The organism is Solibaculum mannosilyticum, assembly GCF_015140235.1.
In the GTDB taxonomy this organism is placed as follows: domain Bacteria; phylum Bacillota; class Clostridia; order Oscillospirales; family Acutalibacteraceae; genus Solibaculum; species Solibaculum mannosilyticum.
Genome location: NZ_AP023321.1, coordinates 2,105,585 through 2,126,839, shown reverse-complemented (window position 1 = coordinate 2,126,839; position 21,255 = coordinate 2,105,585). Strand labels below are relative to the sequence as shown.

At 53.9% G+C, this 21,255-nt stretch carries 20 protein-coding genes and 1 other annotated feature; of the genes, 18 read left to right on the top strand and 2 right to left on the bottom strand.

What is annotated here, in order from left to right:
- Positions 1–21 precede the first annotated feature (21 nt).
- The 17 genes from C12CBH8_RS09940 (at position 22) to C12CBH8_RS09860 (ending at position 17,780) form a co-directional block, all read left to right on the top strand.
- Complete coding sequence (locus C12CBH8_RS09940; protein WP_143269566.1) at positions 22–222, top strand: hypothetical protein; 201 nt, start codon at positions 22–24, stop codon at positions 220–222.
- Between the two features lie 168 nt (positions 223–390).
- A complete protein-coding gene (locus tag C12CBH8_RS09935; RefSeq protein WP_215533145.1) occupies positions 391–1,509 on the top strand; it encodes a transglutaminase domain-containing protein in 1,119 nt (372 codons plus the stop codon).
- Positions 1,510–1,714: 205 nt separating this feature from the next.
- Positions 1,715–2,275: a GTP cyclohydrolase I FolE gene (folE, locus tag C12CBH8_RS09930; RefSeq protein ID WP_090265464.1), complete on the top strand. Its 561-nt coding sequence runs from the start codon at positions 1,715–1,717 to the stop codon at positions 2,273–2,275.
- A 14-nt stretch (positions 2,276–2,289) separates the two neighbouring features.
- Positions 2,290–3,123: a dihydropteroate synthase gene (gene folP / locus C12CBH8_RS09925; RefSeq protein WP_099322707.1), complete on the top strand. Its 834-nt coding sequence runs from the start codon at positions 2,290–2,292 to the stop codon at positions 3,121–3,123.
- Between the two features lie 18 nt (positions 3,124–3,141).
- Positions 3,142–3,519 (top strand): dihydroneopterin aldolase, encoded by a 378-nt coding sequence (gene folB / locus C12CBH8_RS09920; RefSeq protein ID WP_215533144.1) that lies wholly within the window; start codon positions 3,142–3,144, stop codon positions 3,517–3,519.
- On the top strand, positions 3,512–4,006 hold the full coding sequence (gene folK, locus C12CBH8_RS09915) for a 2-amino-4-hydroxy-6-hydroxymethyldihydropteridine diphosphokinase (RefSeq protein WP_215533143.1): 495 nt from the start codon (positions 3,512–3,514) through the stop codon (positions 4,004–4,006). Before folB ends, folK begins: the two co-directional genes overlap by 8 nt.
- Positions 4,007–4,151: 145 nt before the next feature.
- Complete coding sequence (rpsO, locus tag C12CBH8_RS09910) at positions 4,152–4,418, top strand: 30S ribosomal protein S15 (RefSeq protein WP_171846286.1); 267 nt, start codon at positions 4,152–4,154, stop codon at positions 4,416–4,418.
- Between the two features lie 214 nt (positions 4,419–4,632).
- Positions 4,633–6,822 (top strand): polyribonucleotide nucleotidyltransferase, encoded by a 2,190-nt coding sequence (locus C12CBH8_RS09905; RefSeq protein WP_090265468.1) that lies wholly within the window; start codon positions 4,633–4,635, stop codon positions 6,820–6,822.
- A 249-nt stretch (positions 6,823–7,071) separates the two neighbouring features.
- A complete protein-coding gene (rlmB, locus tag C12CBH8_RS09900; RefSeq protein ID WP_090265222.1) occupies positions 7,072–7,821 on the top strand; it encodes a 23S rRNA (guanosine(2251)-2'-O)-methyltransferase RlmB in 750 nt (249 codons plus the stop codon).
- Between the two features lie 46 nt (positions 7,822–7,867).
- Positions 7,868–10,120 carry a hypothetical protein gene (locus C12CBH8_RS09895; protein ID WP_215533142.1) on the top strand — a complete coding sequence of 751 codons (2,253 nt, stop codon included), beginning with the start codon at positions 7,868–7,870 and terminating at the stop codon, positions 10,118–10,120.
- 158 nt (positions 10,121–10,278) lie between these two features.
- Positions 10,279–10,549: a binding site (T-box leader), on the top strand.
- Positions 10,550–10,623: 74 nt separating this feature from the next.
- Positions 10,624–12,303, top strand: coding sequence for a biosynthetic-type acetolactate synthase large subunit (gene ilvB / locus C12CBH8_RS09890; RefSeq protein WP_215533141.1), 1,680 nt, complete (start codon positions 10,624–10,626; stop codon positions 12,301–12,303).
- A gap of 12 nt (positions 12,304–12,315) precedes the next feature.
- A complete protein-coding gene (ilvN, locus tag C12CBH8_RS09885; protein ID WP_090265227.1) occupies positions 12,316–12,840 on the top strand; it encodes an acetolactate synthase small subunit in 525 nt (174 codons plus the stop codon).
- 39 nt (positions 12,841–12,879) lie between these two features.
- On the top strand, positions 12,880–14,463 hold the full coding sequence (cimA, locus tag C12CBH8_RS09880; RefSeq protein ID WP_215533140.1) for a citramalate synthase: 1,584 nt from the start codon (positions 12,880–12,882) through the stop codon (positions 14,461–14,463).
- An 81-nt stretch (positions 14,464–14,544) separates the two neighbouring features.
- The gene (gene leuC / locus C12CBH8_RS09875) at positions 14,545–15,807 is read left to right on the top strand and encodes a 3-isopropylmalate dehydratase large subunit (protein ID WP_215533139.1); all 1,263 of its coding nucleotides are present in this window, start codon (positions 14,545–14,547) and stop codon (positions 15,805–15,807) included.
- A 19-nt stretch (positions 15,808–15,826) separates the two neighbouring features.
- Positions 15,827–16,318, top strand: a complete 492-nt coding sequence (leuD, locus tag C12CBH8_RS09870) for a 3-isopropylmalate dehydratase small subunit (protein ID WP_246441526.1) — start codon at positions 15,827–15,829, stop codon at positions 16,316–16,318.
- A gap of 146 nt (positions 16,319–16,464) precedes the next feature.
- Positions 16,465–17,130 (top strand): cytochrome c biogenesis CcdA family protein, encoded by a 666-nt coding sequence (locus C12CBH8_RS09865; protein WP_215533138.1) that lies wholly within the window; start codon positions 16,465–16,467, stop codon positions 17,128–17,130.
- A 14-nt stretch (positions 17,131–17,144) separates the two neighbouring features.
- Complete coding sequence (locus C12CBH8_RS09860; protein WP_215533137.1) at positions 17,145–17,780, top strand: TlpA family protein disulfide reductase; 636 nt, start codon at positions 17,145–17,147, stop codon at positions 17,778–17,780.
- A gap of 65 nt (positions 17,781–17,845) precedes the next feature.
- Here the strand turns inward: C12CBH8_RS09860 and C12CBH8_RS09855 are convergent, their stop codons facing one another.
- A complete protein-coding gene (locus C12CBH8_RS09855) occupies positions 17,846–19,012 on the bottom strand; it encodes a cation diffusion facilitator family transporter (protein ID WP_215533136.1) in 1,167 nt (388 codons plus the stop codon).
- 132 nt (positions 19,013–19,144) lie between these two features.
- Between C12CBH8_RS09855 and C12CBH8_RS09850 the strand changes: the two genes are divergently transcribed.
- Positions 19,145–19,588: a hypothetical protein gene (locus C12CBH8_RS09850; protein WP_090265237.1), complete on the top strand. Its 444-nt coding sequence runs from the start codon at positions 19,145–19,147 to the stop codon at positions 19,586–19,588.
- Between the two features lie 183 nt (positions 19,589–19,771).
- Here C12CBH8_RS09850 and mutY read toward each other — a convergent pair whose 3' ends face one another.
- Positions 19,772–20,857 carry an A/G-specific adenine glycosylase gene (gene mutY / locus C12CBH8_RS09845; RefSeq protein ID WP_215533135.1) on the bottom strand — a complete coding sequence of 362 codons (1,086 nt, stop codon included), beginning with the start codon at positions 20,855–20,857 and terminating at the stop codon, positions 19,772–19,774.
- Positions 20,858–21,255 lie beyond the last annotated feature (398 nt).

Genomic DNA, 21,255 nt, shown 5'->3' with positions numbered 1-21,255 from the left:
GTTAGGTAAGGGGGGCAGGCCGTGATTTGGACAATCCTGCGTATTGTGCTGGCGATTTATCTGGTAGTTGGTTTTTTCGTTTATTTGCGGAGCGATCACCGTGTTGTGGATCCATCCGATCAGCCGGAAGGACAGCGTTCCAGTCAGAAGGGGACGTTGTTACAGATCATTAAAATCATCCTGCTTTGGCCGGGCTTTTTAGGCCGCGGCCAAAAGGATTAAATGATTGCAAAGAGGGAAAAGGGCCATTGTGCCCTTTTTCTTTTTGTCAAAAAAGGTCTTTTATTGGCCGCGGCGTTGGGAATCCTGCTGTGTAGTGGATGCGGGAATTCTTCTGTTTCTTCCTTGCAGTGGAGATTTCCTCTGCATCTGCCAGCGGGAAGTGAGCCTGTGTGGACAAAACCCTACTATGAAGGCTTAAACGACGAACAAAAAGAAGCGTATCGGGAGATTTACCAGCTATCCGACCGGCTGGGGACAGAAACGATCTCTCTGGGAAATAGACTTTCTGCTGGGGAAGTGCGGGAGGTGCTGGAGGCCTACTATAAGGATACCCCGGAACATTTCTGGATTGTAGAGGGCATGGAGACGTTCTGGATGGAAGGAGACAACGCCTTTTTGGAACTGCGGTATCTGTTTGCCGACGAGGCGTCCCGCAGCCGAGCGGTGGATCAGATGGAAGCCGTCTTAGACCGGGCTCTGGCAAGTCTACGGTCCAATATGGATGATTTTACAAAAGAGCTTACGTTGCACGACTGGTTAATCGAACAGTGCGTTTATGATAGAGAGGCTTACGAGACGGTGCTGGAGGAAAGACCGATCCAGGGGATGGAGGCTTCTTTTTCAGCATGGGGCGCTTTGGTAGAGGGAAAAGCGGCTTGTGCAGGATATGCAAGGGCAATGCAGCTTTTACTGGGAGCGGCAGGAATTCCCTGTAGTTACCTGTCAGGAACAGGGATTGATCCCGACACCGGCAGATCTTTTACCCATGCCTGGAATGTCGTCACCATCGAGGGGAAGAGCTATCACTTAGATTCTACTTGGAACGACCAAGGCACTTGGTTGGTACAGGACGGCCAATACCGTTTCAGCGGGGAGGGGGAGCATTATATCAGCCATCGCTACTTCAATCAGACCGACCGGCAGATGGCTTTGGATCATCAGGATTTTGCTTTCCAGGGCTGCAATAGCACCGATGCAAACTACTTCGTACGTCAAGGACTCGTGGTAAGCCGTCTGGACGAGGCGGAGCAAGCCGCCTTGGTGGAACGCCTTACCCGCATCGGCATGGAGCAGGAACAACCTCTGCTGGAGCTCTGGGCACCAAAGGAGGTGCAGACGCTGTTTGACAAGCTGGTGCATCCTGAAGATGGGATGCTCTATCAATGCCTTAAGGCGGCCAATCAGCAGATGAGGAAAAAAGTATTCCAGGAGGGGCAGGCAGTGGCATGGTATCAGGAGGAAAGTGGGATCATTACCATCCGAGCTCTGTATGAGGAAGAGGAATAGCTCTTCCCTTTTTGGCAAAATAGAGGTATCATAGTGAAATTAGGAGGTTTGTTTCCCTGTGAGGGGGACGTATCCTTTTGTCCGTCTGTATGACGGCGGCGGATAGAGAAGTCCTGTTTTGAAAAAAAGGATGTTTCTTCGCCCCGTGAAAGCAGATGGGAATGGAGTATGGCCGCAGGAGAGCGGCGGAATGGATGGATGGAGAATGATCGATAAACCAAGAATTGAAGCGGCGGTGCGTGAGATTTTGGCCGCCATCGGCGAAGATGTGGATCGGGAGGGCTTACAGGAGACGCCCAGCCGTGTGGCGCGGATGTATGAGGAAATTTTTTCCGGCCTCCACGATGACGCACGCCGGCACGTGAAGATTTTTACCGATACCAATCACGATGAAATGGTATTGGTGCGGGATATCCCGCTTTACTCGGTATGTGAGCATCATTTGCTTCCCTTTGTCGGCAAAGCCCACATCGCGTACATCCCGCGGGAGGGACGGGTGCTGGGTCTGTCCAAATTGGCCCGCATTGTGGACTGTTATGCCCGACGCCCGCAGCTTCAAGAGCGTCTGACGGCGTCGGTGGCCGATTTCATCATGAAGGAGCTAAAGCCCTGGGGAGTGGCTGTGGTCATTGAGGCCGAGCACCTGTGCATGACCATGCGGGGCGCCCGTGCGGCCGGGTCCAAGACCCAGACGTCGGCCCTGCGAGGCGGCATGCGCACCGATGCCAGGACGCGCGCCGAGGCCATGGCCCTTCTGACCCGTTGACGAGGAGGAAACCGATGTATTTTTCCGCCAAAGGATTTTGTTTTGACGTAAGCGATCGAACCCTCATTATGGGAATCCTCAACATCACCCCCGACTCCTTTTCGGACGGCGGCCGGTATTTGGATCCCGAAAAAGCGGTGGGGCATGCTTGCCGGATGTTACAGGAGGGGGCCGATATTTTGGACATCGGCGCCCAGTCTACCCGCCCCGGCTGCCGGGAGATCGGCCCGGATGAGGAGTGGGAGAGGATGGAGCCGGTGCTAAGAGCTCTTGTGAAAGAGACAAGCTGCCCCATTTCCATCGATACCTTTTATCCGGAAGTGGCAAAGTGGGCCTTGGATGCCGGGGCCCACATCATCAATGATGTTTCAGGATGCGCCCATAAGGGGATGCTGGAGACGGTGGCGGCAGCTGATGCCGCTATTGTCATCATGCATCCGGGGGACGCTTCCAAGGTTGACGGACAGGTGGCTTATCCCAGGGGGGTCGTGGAGGAAGTGAGGGATTTTCTTCACAAAGCGGCATTGCGGGCCAGAGGGTATGGACTGCCGGCCCATGCCATTTGTTTGGATCCAGGCATTGGATTCGGCAAGACCATGGCGGAAAATCTGGCCCTGGTCAAAGCCGGCCCTACGGTGGAGGGATACCCTTGGCTGGTAGGGGCCTCCCGCAAACGGGTGACATCAGCATTCTCGGCTGATGCATCAGCTGACCGCCGTCTGGGAGGAACCATTGCCGTCCACACGGCGGCACAGCTCAGTGGAGCTCATATCCTGCGGGTTCACGATGTGTTTGAAGGGGTGCAGGCCGCCCGGACCATCGATGCCCTGCTGGGAAAAGGACGATAAGGAGGAGATAATTATTCTATGGATCGGATCAAGATAACAGGACTGCGGGTCTTTGCTTACCACGGCGTATTGGATCGGGAACAGGAGGAGGGACAACCCTTTGTGTTGGATCTCATCCTGGGAGTGGACTTGGAAAAGCCCTGTCATACCGACCAGGTGGAGGATACCATCAATTATGCCGAAGTGTGCGATGTAGTGCGGGATGCCATGACGGGATGCAAGTATCGCCTTATTGAGCGGGCGGCCCAGGAGGTGGCTTCCAGGCTACTCCGGAAGTATGAGAATCTAGAGGAGGTCACCGTCATCCTCAAGAAGCCGCGGGCCCCTATCCCGGCGGATTTTGAGATGGTGGCGGTGGAAATCACCCGGCGTCGGGAAGGAATACACCATGCCTAAGGCGGTTATCGCCCTGGGGGCCAACATGGGCAGCCCGCGGGAACAGCTTCAGATGGCTGTGGACAGTTTCAACCGTCTGCCCGGGACAAAGGTTGTGGATTGCTCAAGGCTTTACGTGACCAAGCCGGTGGGATACGATAATCAGCCGGATTTTCTAAACTGCGTCCTTTTGGTGGAGACAAAGCTTTCCCCGGAGGCGCTGTTGGGGGCGGGACTGGGCATGGAGGCCTCCATGGGACGGATACGCGCCGTCCAAAACGGCCCTAGGACGTTGGATGTGGATTTGCTCCTGTACGAAGGGGAGAGGCGTGAGACGGAGGAATTGGATATCCCCCATCCCAGGATGGGGGATAGGGCGTTTGTACTGGCGCCCCTCTCCGACCTGTTTCCAGAAGGGGAGGCGCTCGGTTATGCTTTCGGCGACAAATTGGCGGCGCTGGATCAAAGCGGCGTGGACGTCTGCTCCCAGGGGCTTAAAATAGAGTAAATTGCGCTTTACAATTGTGGTGGGCGATGGTATAATATCCACTGTGACCCTTTACGCAGCCATTGGCTTTCTGCCCTGTGAGAGGGAATTTCCTCTGCCATGCGCTTCGTTTGTGGGTGTAATTTTAAAAAGAGGTGAAGTACCCATGATGCTCAAAGAAGAAAAACAAACCGTCATTCAGGACAATGCCCGCCATGAGGGCGATACCGGTTCCCCTGAGGTACAAATCGCCATTCTCACCAAGAGAATCAACGATTTGACCGAACATCTGAAGGTCCATAAGAAGGATCATCATTCTCGCCGCGGCCTTTTGAAGATGGTCGGTCATCGCCGCAATCTGCTCAACTACCTGATGAAGAAGGATATCGAAAGATACCGCGCCATCATCAGCAAACTGGGAATCCGTAAGTAAGTGTCGTTTTTTGGAAGGCAGGCGGTTTTTTCCGCCTGCCTTGCATTGCTTTACTGACAAACTCCCATACGCCCAGACACATCGCGAGGACGGAGGCGGTTAGCAGTAAAACAAGCGCTTAAAGCATGCCGTGGGATTTGGATTTAAACGCCTGTTTCATTGCTAAACACGTGCCGTCCCCCTGAAATGAAACAACGGAGGAATGTGTACAATGCTGTTTGAGAATTACAAAGTATTCCGCACCGAGCTGGCCGGTCGTCCCCTGGTGGTGGAGACCGGTAAAACCGCCGGTTTGGCCAACGGTTCCTGCATGGTCCGCTACGGCGATACGGTGGTGCACTGCGCGGTGACCATGTCCAAAAAGCCCCGGGACGGCATCGATTTCTTCCCCTTGTCGGTGGATTTTGAAGAAAAGCTGTATGCCGTGGGCCGCATCCCCGGTTCCTTCCTCAAGAGGGAAGGCCGTCCCACCGATAAGGCCATTTTGACCTCCCGCCTCATCGACCGCCCCATCCGACCCCTGTTCCCCAAGGATATGCGCAACGACGTGTCGGTGGTGGCCACTGTCATGTCGGTGGATCCCGATTGTTCCCCGGAAATCACCGCCATGATCGGCGTATCCATGGCCATTTCCATCTCGGATATCCCCTGGAACGGCCCCATCTCCGGCGTGTCGGTGGGTTATGTGGACGACCAGTTTGTCATCAACCCCAACGCCGAACAGCGTGAGAAATCCCGTATGGCCGTCACCGTGGCTTCCACCGATAAAAAGGTGGCCATGATTGAGGCCGGTGCCGACCAGATTCCCGAGGACGTCATGCTGGAAGGCATCCTGAAAGGCCACGAGGCCAATCAGGCCATCGTCCAGTTTATCAAGGACGTCACGGCTGAAATCGGCAAGCAGAAGGTGGAGGTCCCCTCCCTGGATCCCGATCCTGAGATGCTGGAGGCCATCAAAGCCTACGCCATTGAGGCCGTCCGCAAAGCGCTGGACACCGACGACAAGGCCGAACGCGATGCCCGTCTCCAGCCCATCTACGAGGATGTTCACGCTAAGTTCGACGAGCAGTATCCCGACGACATTGCAAAGATCGACGACTGCCTCTATAAAACCCAGAAATACGTGGTGCGCCGTTGGCTCCTGGACGACCAGAAGCGTGTGGACGGCCGCGGCATGAATGAGATCCGTCCCCTGGCCGCCGAGGTGGGCATCCTGCCCCGCACACACGGAACCGGCCTGTTTACCCGTGGCCAGACCCAGGTGCTCACCGTGGCGACTTTGGGTCCGGTCAGCGATCAGCAGATGCTGGACGGCATCGATCCCCAGGAATTTAAACGCTATATGCATCATTATAACTTCCCGTCCTACTCGGTGGGTGAGACCCGTCCCAGCCGCGGCCCTGGCCGTCGTGAGATCGGTCACGGCGCTTTGGCCGAGCGCGCTTTGGAACCGGTCATCCCGCCGGTGGAGGAATTCCCCTACGCCATCCGTCTGGTGTCGGAGGTGCTGTCCTCCAACGGTTCTACCTCCCAGGGCTCCATCTGCGGTTCCACTTTGGCGCTGATGGACGCCGGCGTCCCGATCAAAACCCCCATCGCCGGCATTTCCTGCGGCCTCATCACCGAGGGCGATCGCTGGATGACCATGGTGGACATCCAGGGCCTGGAGGATTTCTTCGGTGACATGGACTTTAAGGTGGCAGGCAGCCATACCGGCATCACCGCCATCCAGATGGATCTGAAGATCGACGGCCTTACCCCGGAGATCATCAAGGACGCTTTGGAAAAGACACGCAAAGCCCGTCTGTATATCTTGGACGAGGTTATGCTCAAGGCCATCGCCGAGCCCCGCAAGGAGCTGTCTCCCTACGCTCCCAAGATGCTGTCCACCAAGATCCCGGTGGATAAGATCCGCGATATCATTGGCCCCGGCGGTAAAATCATCCAGAAAATGTGCGCCGAGTGCAATTGTAAGATCGATGTGGAAGAGGACGGCAACGTCTTTATCTCGTCCATGGATCAGGAAGGCGCCAAACGCGCTCTGCTCATGATCGAGACCATCGCCAAGGACCCCGAGATCGGCGGCATCTATAAGGGCAAAGTTACACGTCTGATGACCTTTGGCGCCTTTGTGGAAATCGCCCCCGGCAAAGAGGGACTGGTTCACATCTCCCGTCTGGATGTCAAGCGTGTGGAGAAGGTGGAAGACGTGGTCAACGTGGGCGATGAAGTCATCGTCAAGGTGACCGAGATCGATTCCCAGGGCCGCCTCAACCTCTCCCGCCGGGATGCTCTCATCGAAGTGGAAGGCGCTGTGCCGGAGAACGACGTACCCCCGACTTCGCCCCGTCGTCCCAGCCGCCCGCCTATGGGCAACCGTCCCCCTCGCCGTAGGAACGACTAATTTGAATGGAAATATAAGGAAAGCGGTTTTGGCATGTGCCAGAACCGCTTTTTTCTTTTGGAGAAACCGAATATGGAGGGGTTCCATAGCCAAACCTGAACAGGAGGGGTTTCTATACAGGAAGATTGGAAATTTCAGTTAGAACATCTTGAGAAATGTTTGCATTCAAGGGCGAGTATGGTATAATTTTAAAGATTGAATGATTTATTTTAAGAAGAGGCCCATGGGCTTCAGGAAAGGGATTGTCGTATGGAATACCGCCAGGAAACCATCGCGGGACGAAATAGTGTCCGGGAAGCACTTCGCTCCGGACGTCCGATTGATAGCCTTTTGGTGGCCAAAGGGCAGCGGACAAAAGAATGCGGCGATATTGTAGCCCAATGCCGTAAGCGCGGCATCCCTGTCAAGGAAATTGATTCCCGGAAGATGGATGCTGTGTGCGGCGGAACCACCCATCAAGGGGTGGCGGTGCTGGTGGCACAGCAGGAGTACGCCACATTGGACGACATTTTTGCCTTGGCTGAGAGCCGGGGAGAACCACCCCTCATCGTGGTGGCGGACAACATTGAGGATCCTCATAATTTAGGCGCCATCGTGCGTACGGCCGAAGCATCCGGCGCTCATGGAATCATCGTGCCAAAACGCCGTTCGGCCGGGCTGACGTTGGCAGTGTCCAAAGCGGCGGCCGGGGCCCTTGAATACGTCCCCGTGGCCCGGGTAGCCAATATCCCGGCTGCGCTGGAAGAACTCAAAGAGCGAGGCGTCTGGATTTATGCGGTGGATATGGACGGCTCCACATGGTGTGAAACCGATCTGAAAGGCCCAGTGGCACTGGTGCTCGGGTCGGAGGGAAAAGGCATTGGACGCCTGGTCAAGGAAAAATGTGATTTTGTACTGTCGCTGCCCATGAGAGGAAAAATCAGTTCTCTGAATGTATCGGTGGCGGCCGGCATCTTACTATATGAAGTGGCCCGTCAGCGGTTGAATCTGGGCCAATAGACGAGGTTTGACGAAACAATCCAATTTTAACACGGAGGTGTTTTGGTTGCAGGATCGTTGGAACGACGAAATGGGAAATCAGGGGCCTGAAGAGAATTTCTCCTTAGATGATATTATCAAAGAAGTCCGTGAAATGAGTAGGCGGGAACAAAAGGATGAATGTCCTATTGTGATTCCCCCTGAGGAACCTTCTCCTTCTCGTGAGGAGAAGAGAGAGGTTTCCTCCCTCTCTCCCAAAGAGGAAGCGCCGTCTAAACAGCAGGAAAAGATACCACAAGAGACGGTATCTCCCGCTCATTTAAAACCATCCGTTCCGAAAGGGAACGACGTACCTACACAACAGAGGACCGAAAGTATCGACAATGCTCCGACACAAAAAGTAGGCCCATCCCCAAAGAAAAGAAGGAGAGAAGTCCCTGACGAGGCGGAGACACAGGTGGTAGAGCCTACGGAGAATACACGGTGGGAAGAGGCAGTCAAACAGCAGCGAAAGAAAATCGCAGCCCAGAAAGAGCCGCCAAAACCCAAGCAACAGCCGCCTCTCCCCAAAGAACCGGATGATATTGAGGATTTCACCGATTACGATCAAGCGCCTATCATTGGAAAAGAACTCAAATATCAGACGGTGACATTACGCGTTCGATTTGTGGTACTATTGCTCTGTCTTCTGGGTCTTATTGGACTTTCCTTATTGCCGATTGTCACCCCTTTCTTGGGGGGATCTTTGGAAATTACATCCCTGGTCACGCAAAATCCGATTTTGTATATTGTGATCCAAACCTGTATCACGGTAGTGGCAGCCATCGCATCGGCACCGGTTATTACCAGCGGCATTGGCGGGGCCTTCCGCCTGAGGGCATCTCCTGATGCGCCGGCGGCGTTTGCCACGGTCATTACGCTGATGCATTCGATTTTGATGCTGTTTTACCCCTCTTATATCGCAAGTGGAAAATTGTATCTTTATAACGCTGCGGCTGTACTGGTTTTGCTCATGAACACGATAGGAAAACTGGGAATGGTTTCCCGTATTCGTCTCAACTTCCAGATGGTGCATAAACCAGGGGATAAGGAGTGTGTGATCTCCCTCCCAGAGGAGGAACTCTCCCATTTGATGCGGGGTATGCGCCGCGGCACTACGGTAGCGGCTCCAGTGAAAGTCTCTTTTCTTTCCAGCTTTTTGGATCACTCTTATCGGGAGGATCCTTGTGCCCGGGTGGGAGGCGCTACCTTCCCGGCTGTGCTTATCGGCGGAATTGCTGTAGGCGTCAGCTCATACCTGATGGGTCAAGGCTTGATTGAAAGTATTTCAGCTTTTGTGGCGGTGTGTTGTCTGTGCGTACCGGTGGTATCATTGGTGGCAGGCAACTGGCCGCTGCGGAGGATTGCAAAACGATTGACGGCCCGCGGCGGTGTGCTCACCGACTACATGGCGGCCGATCAGATGCTGGATACCTGTGCGGTAGCGGTGGATGCCGGTCAATTGTTTGGACCAGGACAGGTGGTTCTCAACGGCATTAAGACATTCGGGGACGGCCGAGTGGATCAGGCCATTTTGGATACCGCTGCTTTGGTCAATGCGTTGAAGGGCCCTCTTTCACCGGTATTTGACCAGGTGATTCAGGATAGGAAGGAGATTTTGCCCAAAGTGGAATCTCCCGTTTACGAGCAAGGCATGGGCCTCTCTGGATGGGTGGATGGCCGACGCGTCCTGGTGGGTAATCGGGAACTGCTTCGCAATCACGGCATCGAGCCGCCCTCCATGGATTATGAACGCCGGTATGCCAAAAACCGCCGCAGATTGGTGTATTTGTGCAGCGGCGGTGTGCTCAGCGCCATGTTTGTGGTGACGTATATTTTGAGCAGTGAGACCAGGGAGGAACTCCAGCGTCTGGTCGACAGCGGTATGACGCTGCTGGTACATGCAAATGATCCCAACATCAGCAGTGAGATGTTGTCGGAGGCTTTGGAAGTGGAGCCCAAGCAGGTGGTTGTACTCCAGGCCGCAGCCAGCTTGGAATATGAGGAAAAGGTAATAGATCGTCCGGAAGAGGAATGTGGCATCGCTTCAGACGGCGCTATCGAACCGCTTTTATCGGCTATTTCGTCCTGTTTTAAGCTGAAAAGGAGCATTCAGTCCTCTACGATTATCCAGACGGTGGGCGTATTGATCAGCTTTGTGTTGGTGGCCTTTTTAAGTCTTTACTCCAGCCTCGCCATGTTGACGCCTGTGGCGGTGCTGTTGTTCCAAGCATGCTGGGCGCTGGCGGCTATGTTCCCGCCCTTCTTCCGGTCGTGGTAACGGGAGAACTGTAAAATAAGCCAAAAACACCTGCTCAAAAAGGGCAGGTGTTTTTTTGAGCGTCCGGTGAAAAATAGAATGGAAGAGTGAAAAAGCAAAAATTAATGCTTGACAAAATACCACAAGGCGAGTATCATAATGAAAAAATAATACATGCTTTAGAGGCTGTGATGGGGAAGAGTAGGGCAATGTCAGTTGCCAGAGAGCTGCCGGATGGTGCGAGGCAGTGGCTGAGTTGTTGTGAAAATCACCCCTGAGCCTTCCGCCCAATCCCATGGAAGATGGGTAGTAGGTGAGAACGGTTGACCCTCCGTTAACGGGGTGGATATTCGGCTGAAGTGAATTCGGCCCGATGTCTCAGAGGGGTTCCCCGTTGAGGGAGCAAATTAGAGTGGTACCGCGAAAGCTTTTTACGCCTTCGTCTCTTATGTGAGATGAAGGCGTTTTTTGTGCGGAAAAGTCGATGAAATGCTATGGTTCAGAGTAACGGGAGGTTTAAAGCGATGAAGAAAACTGGCGCACAGATTATAGTGGAGTGTCTGCTGGAACAGGGTGTGGACACCGTGTTTGGATACCCGGGCGGCGCTGTACTCAACATTTATGACGCCCTATATGAATATAGTGATAAGATCCGCCACGTCCTAACTGCCCATGAACAAGGCGCCTCCCATGCCGCCGACGGATATGCCCGTACTACCGGCAAAACCGGCGTGGTTATCGCCACCTCCGGTCCCGGCGCCACCAATCTGGTCACCGGCATCGCCACGGCCTATATGGATTCGGTCCCCATGGTGGCCATCACTGGAAACGTGGCGGTGGATCTGCTGGGACGGGATTCCTTCCAAGAGGTGGATATCACCGGCATCACCATGCCCATCACCAAGCACAACTTTGTGGTGAAACGGGTGGAGGATCTGGCAAACACCATCCGGGAGGCCTTCCGCATTGCAGTGTCCAAACGTCCCGGCCCGGTGCTCATCGACGTGCCCAAGGACATCACCGCCGCTGTGACAGAGTATACACCGGCCGAACGACCGCCTGCTTCTCTCCCGGCGATGAAAGAGGAGGCGGTACAAAACGCGGTTCAGATGCTCAAAGAGGCAAAACGTCCTCTCATTTACGCAGGCGGCGGTGTTATCTCGTCCGGCTCCACAGAGGAACTTATTAAACTGGCGGAGAAATTGCAGGCGCCGGTGTGCTGCTCGGTCATGGGACTGGGCGGGTTCCCGGCCGATCATCGACTTTTCGCCGGTATGATCGGGATGCACGGCACCTATGCCGCCAACAAAGCCACCCAAGAGGCGGATCTCCTGTTGGTGGCGGGAGCGCGATTCTCCGACCGTGTGGCGGGAGATCGCAAGCAATTTGCCTCTCAGGCAAAGATTTTGCATCTGGATATTGATCCAGCGGAGATTGACAAAAACGTCCACACCGCCTATTCGCTGGTGGGGGATCTAAAACAGCTGCTGGGCAGCTTAAGCCAGGGAATTCCGGAGGAACGTCACGATGCTTGGCTCAAAGAGATGGAGAATTGGAAGGCAGGACATCCGGTGCCGCCCCAGGACAACGGGGAATATCCCGATCCCATGGCCATCATCGACGCAGTGAGAGCCCGTACCTGTGACGATGATATTATGGTGACCGATGTGGGGCAGCATCAGATGTGGGTGGCCCAGCGGTATCGGTTTAACCGTCCCCGCACCTTTGCCACCTCCGGCGGACTGGGCACCATGGGCTACGGATTGGGCGCAGCCATCGGCGCCAAGGTGGCCAATCCGGGACGCAAGGTGGTGCTGTTCACAGGGGACGGGTCCTTCCACATGAACCTCAACGAATTGACGACTTTGGCCTCCTACGAGCTGCCGGTTGTGGTGATGGTCATGAACAACAGCGTCCTCGGTATGGTTCGCCAGTGGCAGAAGCTGTTTTACGGATATCGGTTTTCCCAGACCGATCCCCATCGCAAAACCGATCTGGTAAAGTTGGCGGAGGCCTTTGGCGTCACCGGCATGCGCATTACAAAGCCGGAGGAAGTGGAGACGGTTGTGGAAAAAGCATTGGCGCTGGGCAAACCGGTGGTGGTAGACTGCCGGATTTCCCCCGACTGCAACGCCCTTCCCATGATTCCGCCGGGAGCATCGGCCGACGCCATCATGATGACCATGCCCGATCCCACGGTTTAAGGAGGTTTCCCCATGGAAGAAAAAGTGATTTTATCGGCTTTGGCCAACAACCATCCCGGCGTATTGCTGCGCATCACCGGCCTTTTTAACCGCCGTGGATTTAACATTGAAAGCTTGACCGCTTGTACGACAGAAGATCCCAAAACCAGCCGCATGACCATCGCTATGACGGGGGATCGGTCTCAGATCCGGCAGGTCATGTGCCAGCTTATGAAGCTGGAGGATGTAAAAAAGGTGTCTCTGCTGACCAAGGAGGACGCTTCTCACAGCGAGCTGTTGCTGGTTAAGATCCGGGTGGACAATGGGCAGCGTTCCGACGCTCTGCACATCGCCTACCGGCACGGCGCCCGTATTCTGGACATCAGTCATCACACCATCACCATTGAGGCCACCGGCCAAAGCGGACAGATCGACGAACTCATCCAAAATCTACAGAAATACCCGGTGGTGGAAATGGCCCGCACCGGCATCACCGCTCTGGAACGCGGGGATGGTTCCATCTCTGACCACGATGGGACCAGTCGTCCCGGCGCGTAATGACCGTGGATGGTTCCAGCGGACAAGGAGGTTTTTCGCATGAACAAGTCACTTGAAATCTTTGATTCCACCCTGCGGGACGGCAGTCAAGGGGAGGGTATCTCCTTTTCGGTGGAGGATAAATTGGCGGTCGTCCGGCTGCTGGATGAACTGGGCATTCCTTACATCGAAGCGGGGAATCCCGGCTCCAATCCCAAGGACATGGAACTGTTTCGGGAGGTGGAGAGATGCAAATTGAAACACGCCACTTTGGTGGCCTTTGGTTCCACCCGGCGCAAAGGCATCCGGGCCGAGGAGGATAAGAGCCTCAATTCCCTTTTGGAGGCCGGTACGTCGGTGTGCTGTATCTTCGGAAAAAGCTGGGATTTGCACGTTACCGAGATCTTGGGCACTACACTGGAGGAAAATCTCAATATGATCCGGGAAAGCGTGGCCTATCTGAAGAGCAAGGGGAAACGGGTGTTTTTTGACGCCGAACACTTCTTTGACGGATACCGTCACAATCCCCAGTTCGCCATGGACGCCCTTGCCGCCGCCGTGGAGGGTGGCGCTGAAACAGTGGTGCTGTGCGACACAAACGGCGGATGCTTCCCGGAAGAAATCAAAGAGGTGACCCGGTTGGTGGTGGAGAGGTTCCCGGAGGTCAAGGTGGGCATCCATTGCCACAACGATTCCGGCGTGGCGGTGGCAGGCTCCATGGCGGCGGTGGAAGCCGGAGCTGTCCAGGTGCAGGGCACTTATTTGGGGTTTGGGGAACGGTGCGGCAACGCCAATCTGTCCACCGTTATCGCCAATGCACAAATTAAAATGGGAGTTCAGTGCATCCCGGAGGAGAATCTTTCCGGTCTCACCCAAACAGCACGGGAACTGGCCGAAGTGGCAAATCTACAGCTTCCCAATACCACCCCTTATGTGGGCGCATCGGCCTTTGCCCACAAGGCGGGCATGCATGCCGACGGGGTGCTCAAGAACTCCTGTTCCTTTGAGCACGTCAGCCCCGATGTGGTGGGCAATGAACGGCGGTTTTTGATGTCAGAACAGACGGGGCGTACAGCGGTGTTGCGCCGCATCCACAAACTGTGCCCCGGCCTTGACCGTGATTCCCTGGAGATCCGCTGCATCATCGACCGCCTCAAGCAGATGGAAATGGAAGGTTATCAGTTTGAAGGGGCCGACGCCAGCTTTGACCTTGTGGTGCGAAAGGAGCTGCATCGGTATTCCCCCAGCTTTGAGCTGGTGAGCTACAAGATCCTGGACGAACAACCGGTGGACGACACCGGCAATTCGGCCACGGCCACCATCAAAATCCGGGTCAACGGACAGCTCAGCATCTCGGCCGCCGAGGGAGATGGTCCCGTCCACGCCCTGGACCAGGCGCTTCGGGAGGCATTGGCTCAATTTTATCCCCGTCTGGAAAAGAGCCGCCTCATCGACTACAAGGTCCGCGTCATGGATTCGGGCGACGCCACGGCCGCTGTGGTGCGAGTCCTCATCACATCCACCGACGGCAAACGGGTTTGGACTACCGTAGGCGTATCGGCCGACGTCATCCGGGCCAGCTGGCTGGCGCTGGTGGATTCCTTTGAGTATAAGCTGATCTGCGACCGGGAAGCCAAAGATTAACGCATTGACAAAATCCCCATCCTGGGGAATAATAAATAGATGAAAAAAGTAGAACAATGAAACCACCAAGGAGGATGTATTATGGGAATGACCATGTCTCAAAAGATCCTGGCGGCCCATGCAGGGCTTAAAGAGGTCAAAGCCGGCCAGCTCATCGAGGCCAAATTGGACTTAGTGCTGGGCAATGATATCACATCGCCGGTGGCGGTCAATGAATTTGAACGCTGCGGTGCACATCAGGTGTTTGACAACAAGAAAATCGCCCTGGTGATGGATCATTTTACCCCCAACAAGGATATCAAGGCGGCCGAACAGTGCAAGAAGGTCCGCGCCTTTGCCAATCAGTATGACATTGAGAATTTCTTTGACGTGGGCGATATGGGCATCGAGCACGCCCTGTTGCCGGAAAAGGGATTGGTAGGACCGGGCGATTTGGTCATCGGAGCCGATTCCCACACCTGTACCTACGGCGCACTGGGCGCCTTCTCCACCGGCATGGGTTCCACCGATATGGCCGCCGGTATGGCCACCGGCAAGACATGGTTTAAAGTGCCGTCGGCCATCCAGGTGACGCTTACGGGCAAATTCCAAAAGCATGTGTCGGGCAAAGACGTGATTCTGCACCTCATCGGCATGATCGGGGTGGACGGGGCATTGTACCAGTCCATTGAGTTCACCGGCGACGGCGTGAAGAGCCTGTCCATGGACGACCGCCTGTGCATTGCCAACATGGCCATTGAGGCCGGCGCGAAAAACGGCATCTTCCCTGTGGACGACATCACCCGCGCCTATTGTGAAGGACGCGTTCAGCATCCCATGACCGCCTATGAGGCCGATCCGGATGCGGAATACACCGCCAAATACACCATTGATCTCTCCACCCTGCGTCCCACGGTGGCCTTCCCTCATCTGCCGGAGAACACCCGCACCATTGATGAGGTGGGCGAGGTCAAGATCAATCAAGCCGTCATCGGCTCCTGCACCAACGGCCGCATGGAGGATTTGAGAGCTGCCGCCGCCATCCTTAAGGGACGTAAGGTGGCTAAGAACGTCCGCTGCATCGTCATCCCCGGTACCCAGAACATCTACTTACAGGCCATGCACGAGGGCCTCATCGAGGACTTCATCAAGGCCGGCGCCGTGGTATCCACCCCCACCTGTGGTCCCTGCCTGGGCGGACATATGGGTATTTTGGCCGCCGGTGAACGGGCCGTGGCCACCACAAACCGCAACTTTGTAGGCCGCATGGGCCATGTGGATTCCGAAGTGTACTTGAGCAATCCGGAGGTAGCCGCCGCCAGCGCGGTAACAGGCACCATCACCGATCCCGCCAAGCTTGACTGAGAAGGAGGAAAGAAACAGTATGATCCAGATTGAAGGCACCGTCCACCGCTATGGGGACAACGTAGACACCGACGTCATCATTCCCGCCCGTTATCTCAACACCTCCTCTCACGAGGAATTGGCCGCCCACTGCATGGAGGACATCGACAAGGACTTTGTCAAAAAGGTCCAAAAGGGCGACGTCATGGTGGGAGGCAAAAACTTCGGTTGCGGTTCTTCCCGCGAACACGCTCCCATCGCCATCAAGGCGTCGGGCATTTCCTGCGTCATCGCCGCATCCTTTGCCCGCATCTTCTACCGCAACGCCATCAACATCGGCTTGGCTATCCTGGAGTGCCCGGAAGCGGCGGCTGAGATCCAAAACGGTGATCAAGTCAAGGTGGATGTCACCACCGGCGTCATCACCGACGTCACCACCGGCAAGACCTATCAGGCCGAGCCCTTCCCGCCCTTTATTCAGAATATCATCGCTTCCGGCGGCCTTCTGAAGACCATTTCGGAGCGTCTGTAAGACCTGTTTTTTCCAAAGGCTTGCTGAGAAAAATCAGCAAGCCTTTTTTTGCATTTAATACAACAATGTGATACAGTTACAGAAAACCTTTCTTTTGCTGTGGTAAACTAAAAACAACTTATAAAAAACCGGAGGAACCTTTCTTTATGACCTATCTGATCACATTTCTAGAGGGCCTCATCACTTTCATATCTCCCTGTCTTCTTCCGATGCTGCCGGTTTATGTAGCGTATTTTGCAGGCGGGGACGGTTCAAAACAAAAACGTTCGCCCCTGTGGAAGGCTCTGGCCTTTGTGCTGGGATTCACTTTGGTGTTTGTGCTCATGGGTGCATTTGCCGGAAGTATCGGCGCTGTGCTCCGAAAATACCAGACGGTGGTCAACATTGTCAGCGGCCTGCTGGTGATCTTCTTTGGCCTTCACTTTTTAGGTGTTTTTAAGTTCAACCTATTTCGAGGACATAAGGGGATGGGACAAAATACCGATACCGGTTTTTTCTCCACCATGCTGTTTGGTATTGTCTTTGCCGTGGGATGGACCCCTTGCGTCGGCGCGTTCCTGGGATCGGCGTTGATGCTTGCCTCCTCCCAGGCGTCGGTGGCACAGGGGATCGTACTTCTTTTGTGTTACTCGGCCGGACTTGGCATCCCCTTCCTCATCAGCGCCGTGCTGATCCAGAAGCTTAAAACCACATTTAACTGGGTCAAGAATCACTATTCTATTATCACAAAGGTATCCGGCGCACTTCTGATCCTGGTGGGAATTCTGATGATGACAGGGCTTATGAACCAGTATCTGGCATTGCTCAGCTAAAAGGAGGGAACGATATGAACGGAAAGAAAAAGTGGATCTTAGCGGTGATCGCATTGGTCGTGTTGCTGGCAGGAGCGGCCATTTTGTACCAGGTACTTCAGGGTCAGGGGGAGACTGGCGGCCTGGCCGATCTTGGCGGACAAGGACAGTCTCAGACCCAACAGAGTGGACAATCGTCCGGCACTAGTGCTCAGATTGCAGAAAGTGAGGGGGAGACCCAAGAGGAAGAGAGAACAGAGGCCCCTGACTTCACAGTCTGGGACAAGGACGGCAATGAAGTAAAACTATCGGAACTGTTGAACGGCAAACCAACCGTGCTCAACTTCTGGGCCAGCACATGTCCGCCCTGCCAGATGGAGATGCCGGATTTCCACGACGTCTACAAGGAGCTGGGAGGAGAAGTTCAGTTTCTGATGATCGACGGCATCGGAAGCCTGGGGGAAACCGAGGAAAAGGGAAAAGCCTATATTGAGGAAGAAGGCTACACCTTCCCCGTATATTTTGACCGGGAGATGGAAGCCGTTATGACCTATGGGATCTCTTCCTTCCCCACCACCTATTTTATTGATGCACAAGGGTATCTGGTGGCCGGAGGCATCGGTATGTTGTCCAGAGAATATCTGATGCAGGGCATCGATATGATTACCTGATCCGAAAAAATCCCCGATGACGATTGTTTCATCCGTCATCGGGGATTTTTATTTTTCAGCTAATATCAAACATAACTGCGGTCAAAATCAATCACAACGTGATAGATGGGGTTGAGGGATGAGATCTTTTCGCTGATTTGTTTCAGAAGCTGGTCATCGGTCTGATCAAACTGGAAGGGAACCACCACGTCGAACACCAAATTGACCCGATTTTCTCCATCCACAACCCGGAAATCGTGAACCGACAGCCGTTCATCCACCTCCTGGACGGCCGTAAGGACGTGTTGTTTTAGGTGATTGATGCGGCTGTCGTCGGTGACGATGGGATCCAAATGGACCACCAGTACGATGTTCAAAGCGGCACTGATTTCCCGCTCGGCCTGATCGATGACCTCATGGGCCGTCAGGATATTGCAGTCGGACGGCACTTCGGCGTGTACCGATGCGATAATGCGGCCGGGCCCATAATTGTGGACAATGAGATCGTGTACGCCGGAAATCATATCGTAAGATACCAGCATGCTTTCGATGTTTTGCACCAGTTCCGGATCGGGAGCCTGACCCAGCAGAGGAGAGAGAGTATCCCGGGCGATGGAGATGCCGGCCCATAGGACAAACAGGGCTACGATAATTCCCATGTACCCATCCAAAGGGAGATGGAGGACAGGGGAAAGAATCAGAGATAATAGTACCGCGCTGGTAGCAATGACATCGCTGAGGCTGTCCATAGAGGCAGCTTCCACGGTTTTGGACTGAATGGTCCGCCCCAGCCTCCGGTTAAAGAGGGCCATCCACAGTTTGACCAAAATGGACAGCGCTAAAATCCCCGCTGAAATCCAGGAGAAGGTCAGGATCTCCGGATGGATGATCTTATCCACTGAAGACTTAATGAGTTCTACCCCCACCAGTAAAATCAAAAAGGAAATAATGAGCCCTGCTACATATTCCGCCCGGCCGTAGCCAAATGGATGGCGCTGGTCGGGTTTTTTGCCGGACAATTTAAATCCCAATACCGTCACCGCCGACGATCCTGCGTCGGATAGGTTGTTGAAAGCGTCGGCCGTGATGGACACACTGCCCGTCAACGTACCGGCCAACAGTTTGGCCAGACACAACAGAACATTGCATACAATGCCCACCGATCCGCCCAGGACCCCGTATTTCTGGCGTACGACAGGATCCTTTGTGTTTTGATGGTCTTTGACAAAGAGACGCACGAGCAAAGAAGTCATGAGACATCACCTAAAAAATATTTTAGAACATATGTTTCAAAAGGAGGTGTCCTATGTTACAATAAGACATAATGCGGCATAATTCGACACGATAGTACTCAACTTGTGTTTCAAAGCAGGAGGGGAAAGAAAATGGGAAAGCGACGGACCGACGGACAAAAAAAGGAGGAAGGGTTGGTCGATATGGACTACCGGATGCTGGCCAAAGACAAACTCAAGCAACTTACAGCGTTGCGCATTGCTGTGCAAAATCTGGAACAACGTATCACTTATATCGACAAAATGATCAGATGGTGTAAAAAGGAAGAAGAACAGATATCCCTAAGGGCCGAACGGGAGGAACTCATTGCCCTGTACCGGTTCCGAAAAGCCGACGTGCAACGCATTGAGCAAGCACTGGCCGCTTTGGATCCTCAGCAGCGGACCATCCTGGATCGATTTTACATCCACCGTTCGGCCTATCACATCGAACGGCTCAGTGAAGAGCTGGGATATGAACGGCGGGCCGTTTATTACCATCACGACGACGCTCTACGATGTTTTGCCCTGGCTCTGTATGGGGTGGTAGACGGATAACGATCTTATTATGCTACCATGTTTTTCTGTAGAATACAAGGAGTATAGGGCCTCATAAAAGCAAAAGCAAGGTGATTTTATCATGCACCTTGCCTCATCGACGGGGATCATCCCAGAGCATATCATAGCAGGCCGCACATAAGACAGTGCTCGTCCTATTTTATAACGACGGTTGAATTTTTTCTAGAGCCACTCAGGGAGATGCTTGGAATAGGCACGGAAGGCGCTGGGAAGAGCAATCTGGCCGGAAAGCTGAGATCGATCGGCCCAAATGTATCCTTTGGGGGCAGGAAAGGAAGTACAGAGCATCTTGTATGCCGTCATATGCCACTCCAGATGGGAAAAGATATGCTGGGCCTTGGGGAGAGCATGATTGTCCAACACCTTTCCGCCCCATTGATTCACCCACCGGGAAGCCTCTTCTGCAGTGATCCATCCTTCCACATGAGGGAATTCCCATAACCCGGCCAACAATCCCTTTTTCGGCCTTTGCCGCAGCAGTACGTTCCCCTCGCAGATCAGGATAAAAACCGTCAGATCGATCGACCTGCGCTGCTTTTTGGGAGGCTTGACCGGTAATTCATGGGCAATTCCCTGCTGGGAGCCCCGGCATAGATGATACACCGGACACTGATCGCATCGGGGCGCCCCGTTAGGGAGACATACCATAGCGCCCAATTCCATTAAAGCCTGATTGAAATCCCCGGCTCGTTCCGATGGGATCATGGCTTGAGCCAAAGAACGCATCTCTTTTTTGACCGAAGGCTGTGTCACATCGGCACGGCTGGCCAGAAGCCGGGAGAGCACCCGAAGCACATTGCCGTCCACCGCGGGGATAGGACGGTTATAAGCGATAGAGGCGATGGCGCCGGCAGTATAATCCCCGATTCCAGGCAGGGAGACAAGTTGATCGTACTGATCGGGTAAATTGCCGTCCCACTTCTCCACGACCGCCCGGGCGGCGGCTTGCAGATTGCGCACACGGTTGTAGTATCCCAGCCCTTCCCACAGCTTTAAAAGCAGTTGAGGGTCGGCGTCGGCCAGATCCTTTATGGTAGGCAGGGCCTGCATAAACCGTTCAAAATAGGGGAGAGCGGCTTCAACCCTGGTTTGCTGCAGCATGATCTCCGATACCCATACCCGATAGGGGGTATTCTGTTCCCGCCACGGAAGGATTCTGGCCTGTCGATCGTACCAGGCCAGAAGCGGCCCGGAGACGTCGAGCAACCATGGATGCTGCGCTATCAATTCCTCATCCTGTTTTTTCATTTTAATCACAAATCCGCCTTTCTTTGGACGACTTTGATTCCTTATTTATGCAACAAAAAGTGCACCAACCGAAGATATGAATTCTATTATAATACAGTTGCATCCCCCTTGCCAACCGGATTTGTCAGATCAGGATAGCATTTTAGTAAAAATGTATACGAATTTTGACTTAGATTACAATCTTGTAATATACCATAAATATTTTTTGGATAGGGATATTATTTTAATGCTTCCTTTATTTTGTTTTTTGTGAACATCGTAAATTAAGATTTCTGTTCTGTTAATAATGGCAAATTGCGATTGATTTTTTAGGAGAAAGTGCTATAATACCTCAGAACCTATACGAAAATGGATTGTAGAAAATAAGATGCCTAGACAATCAGAATGACAAAAGAAGA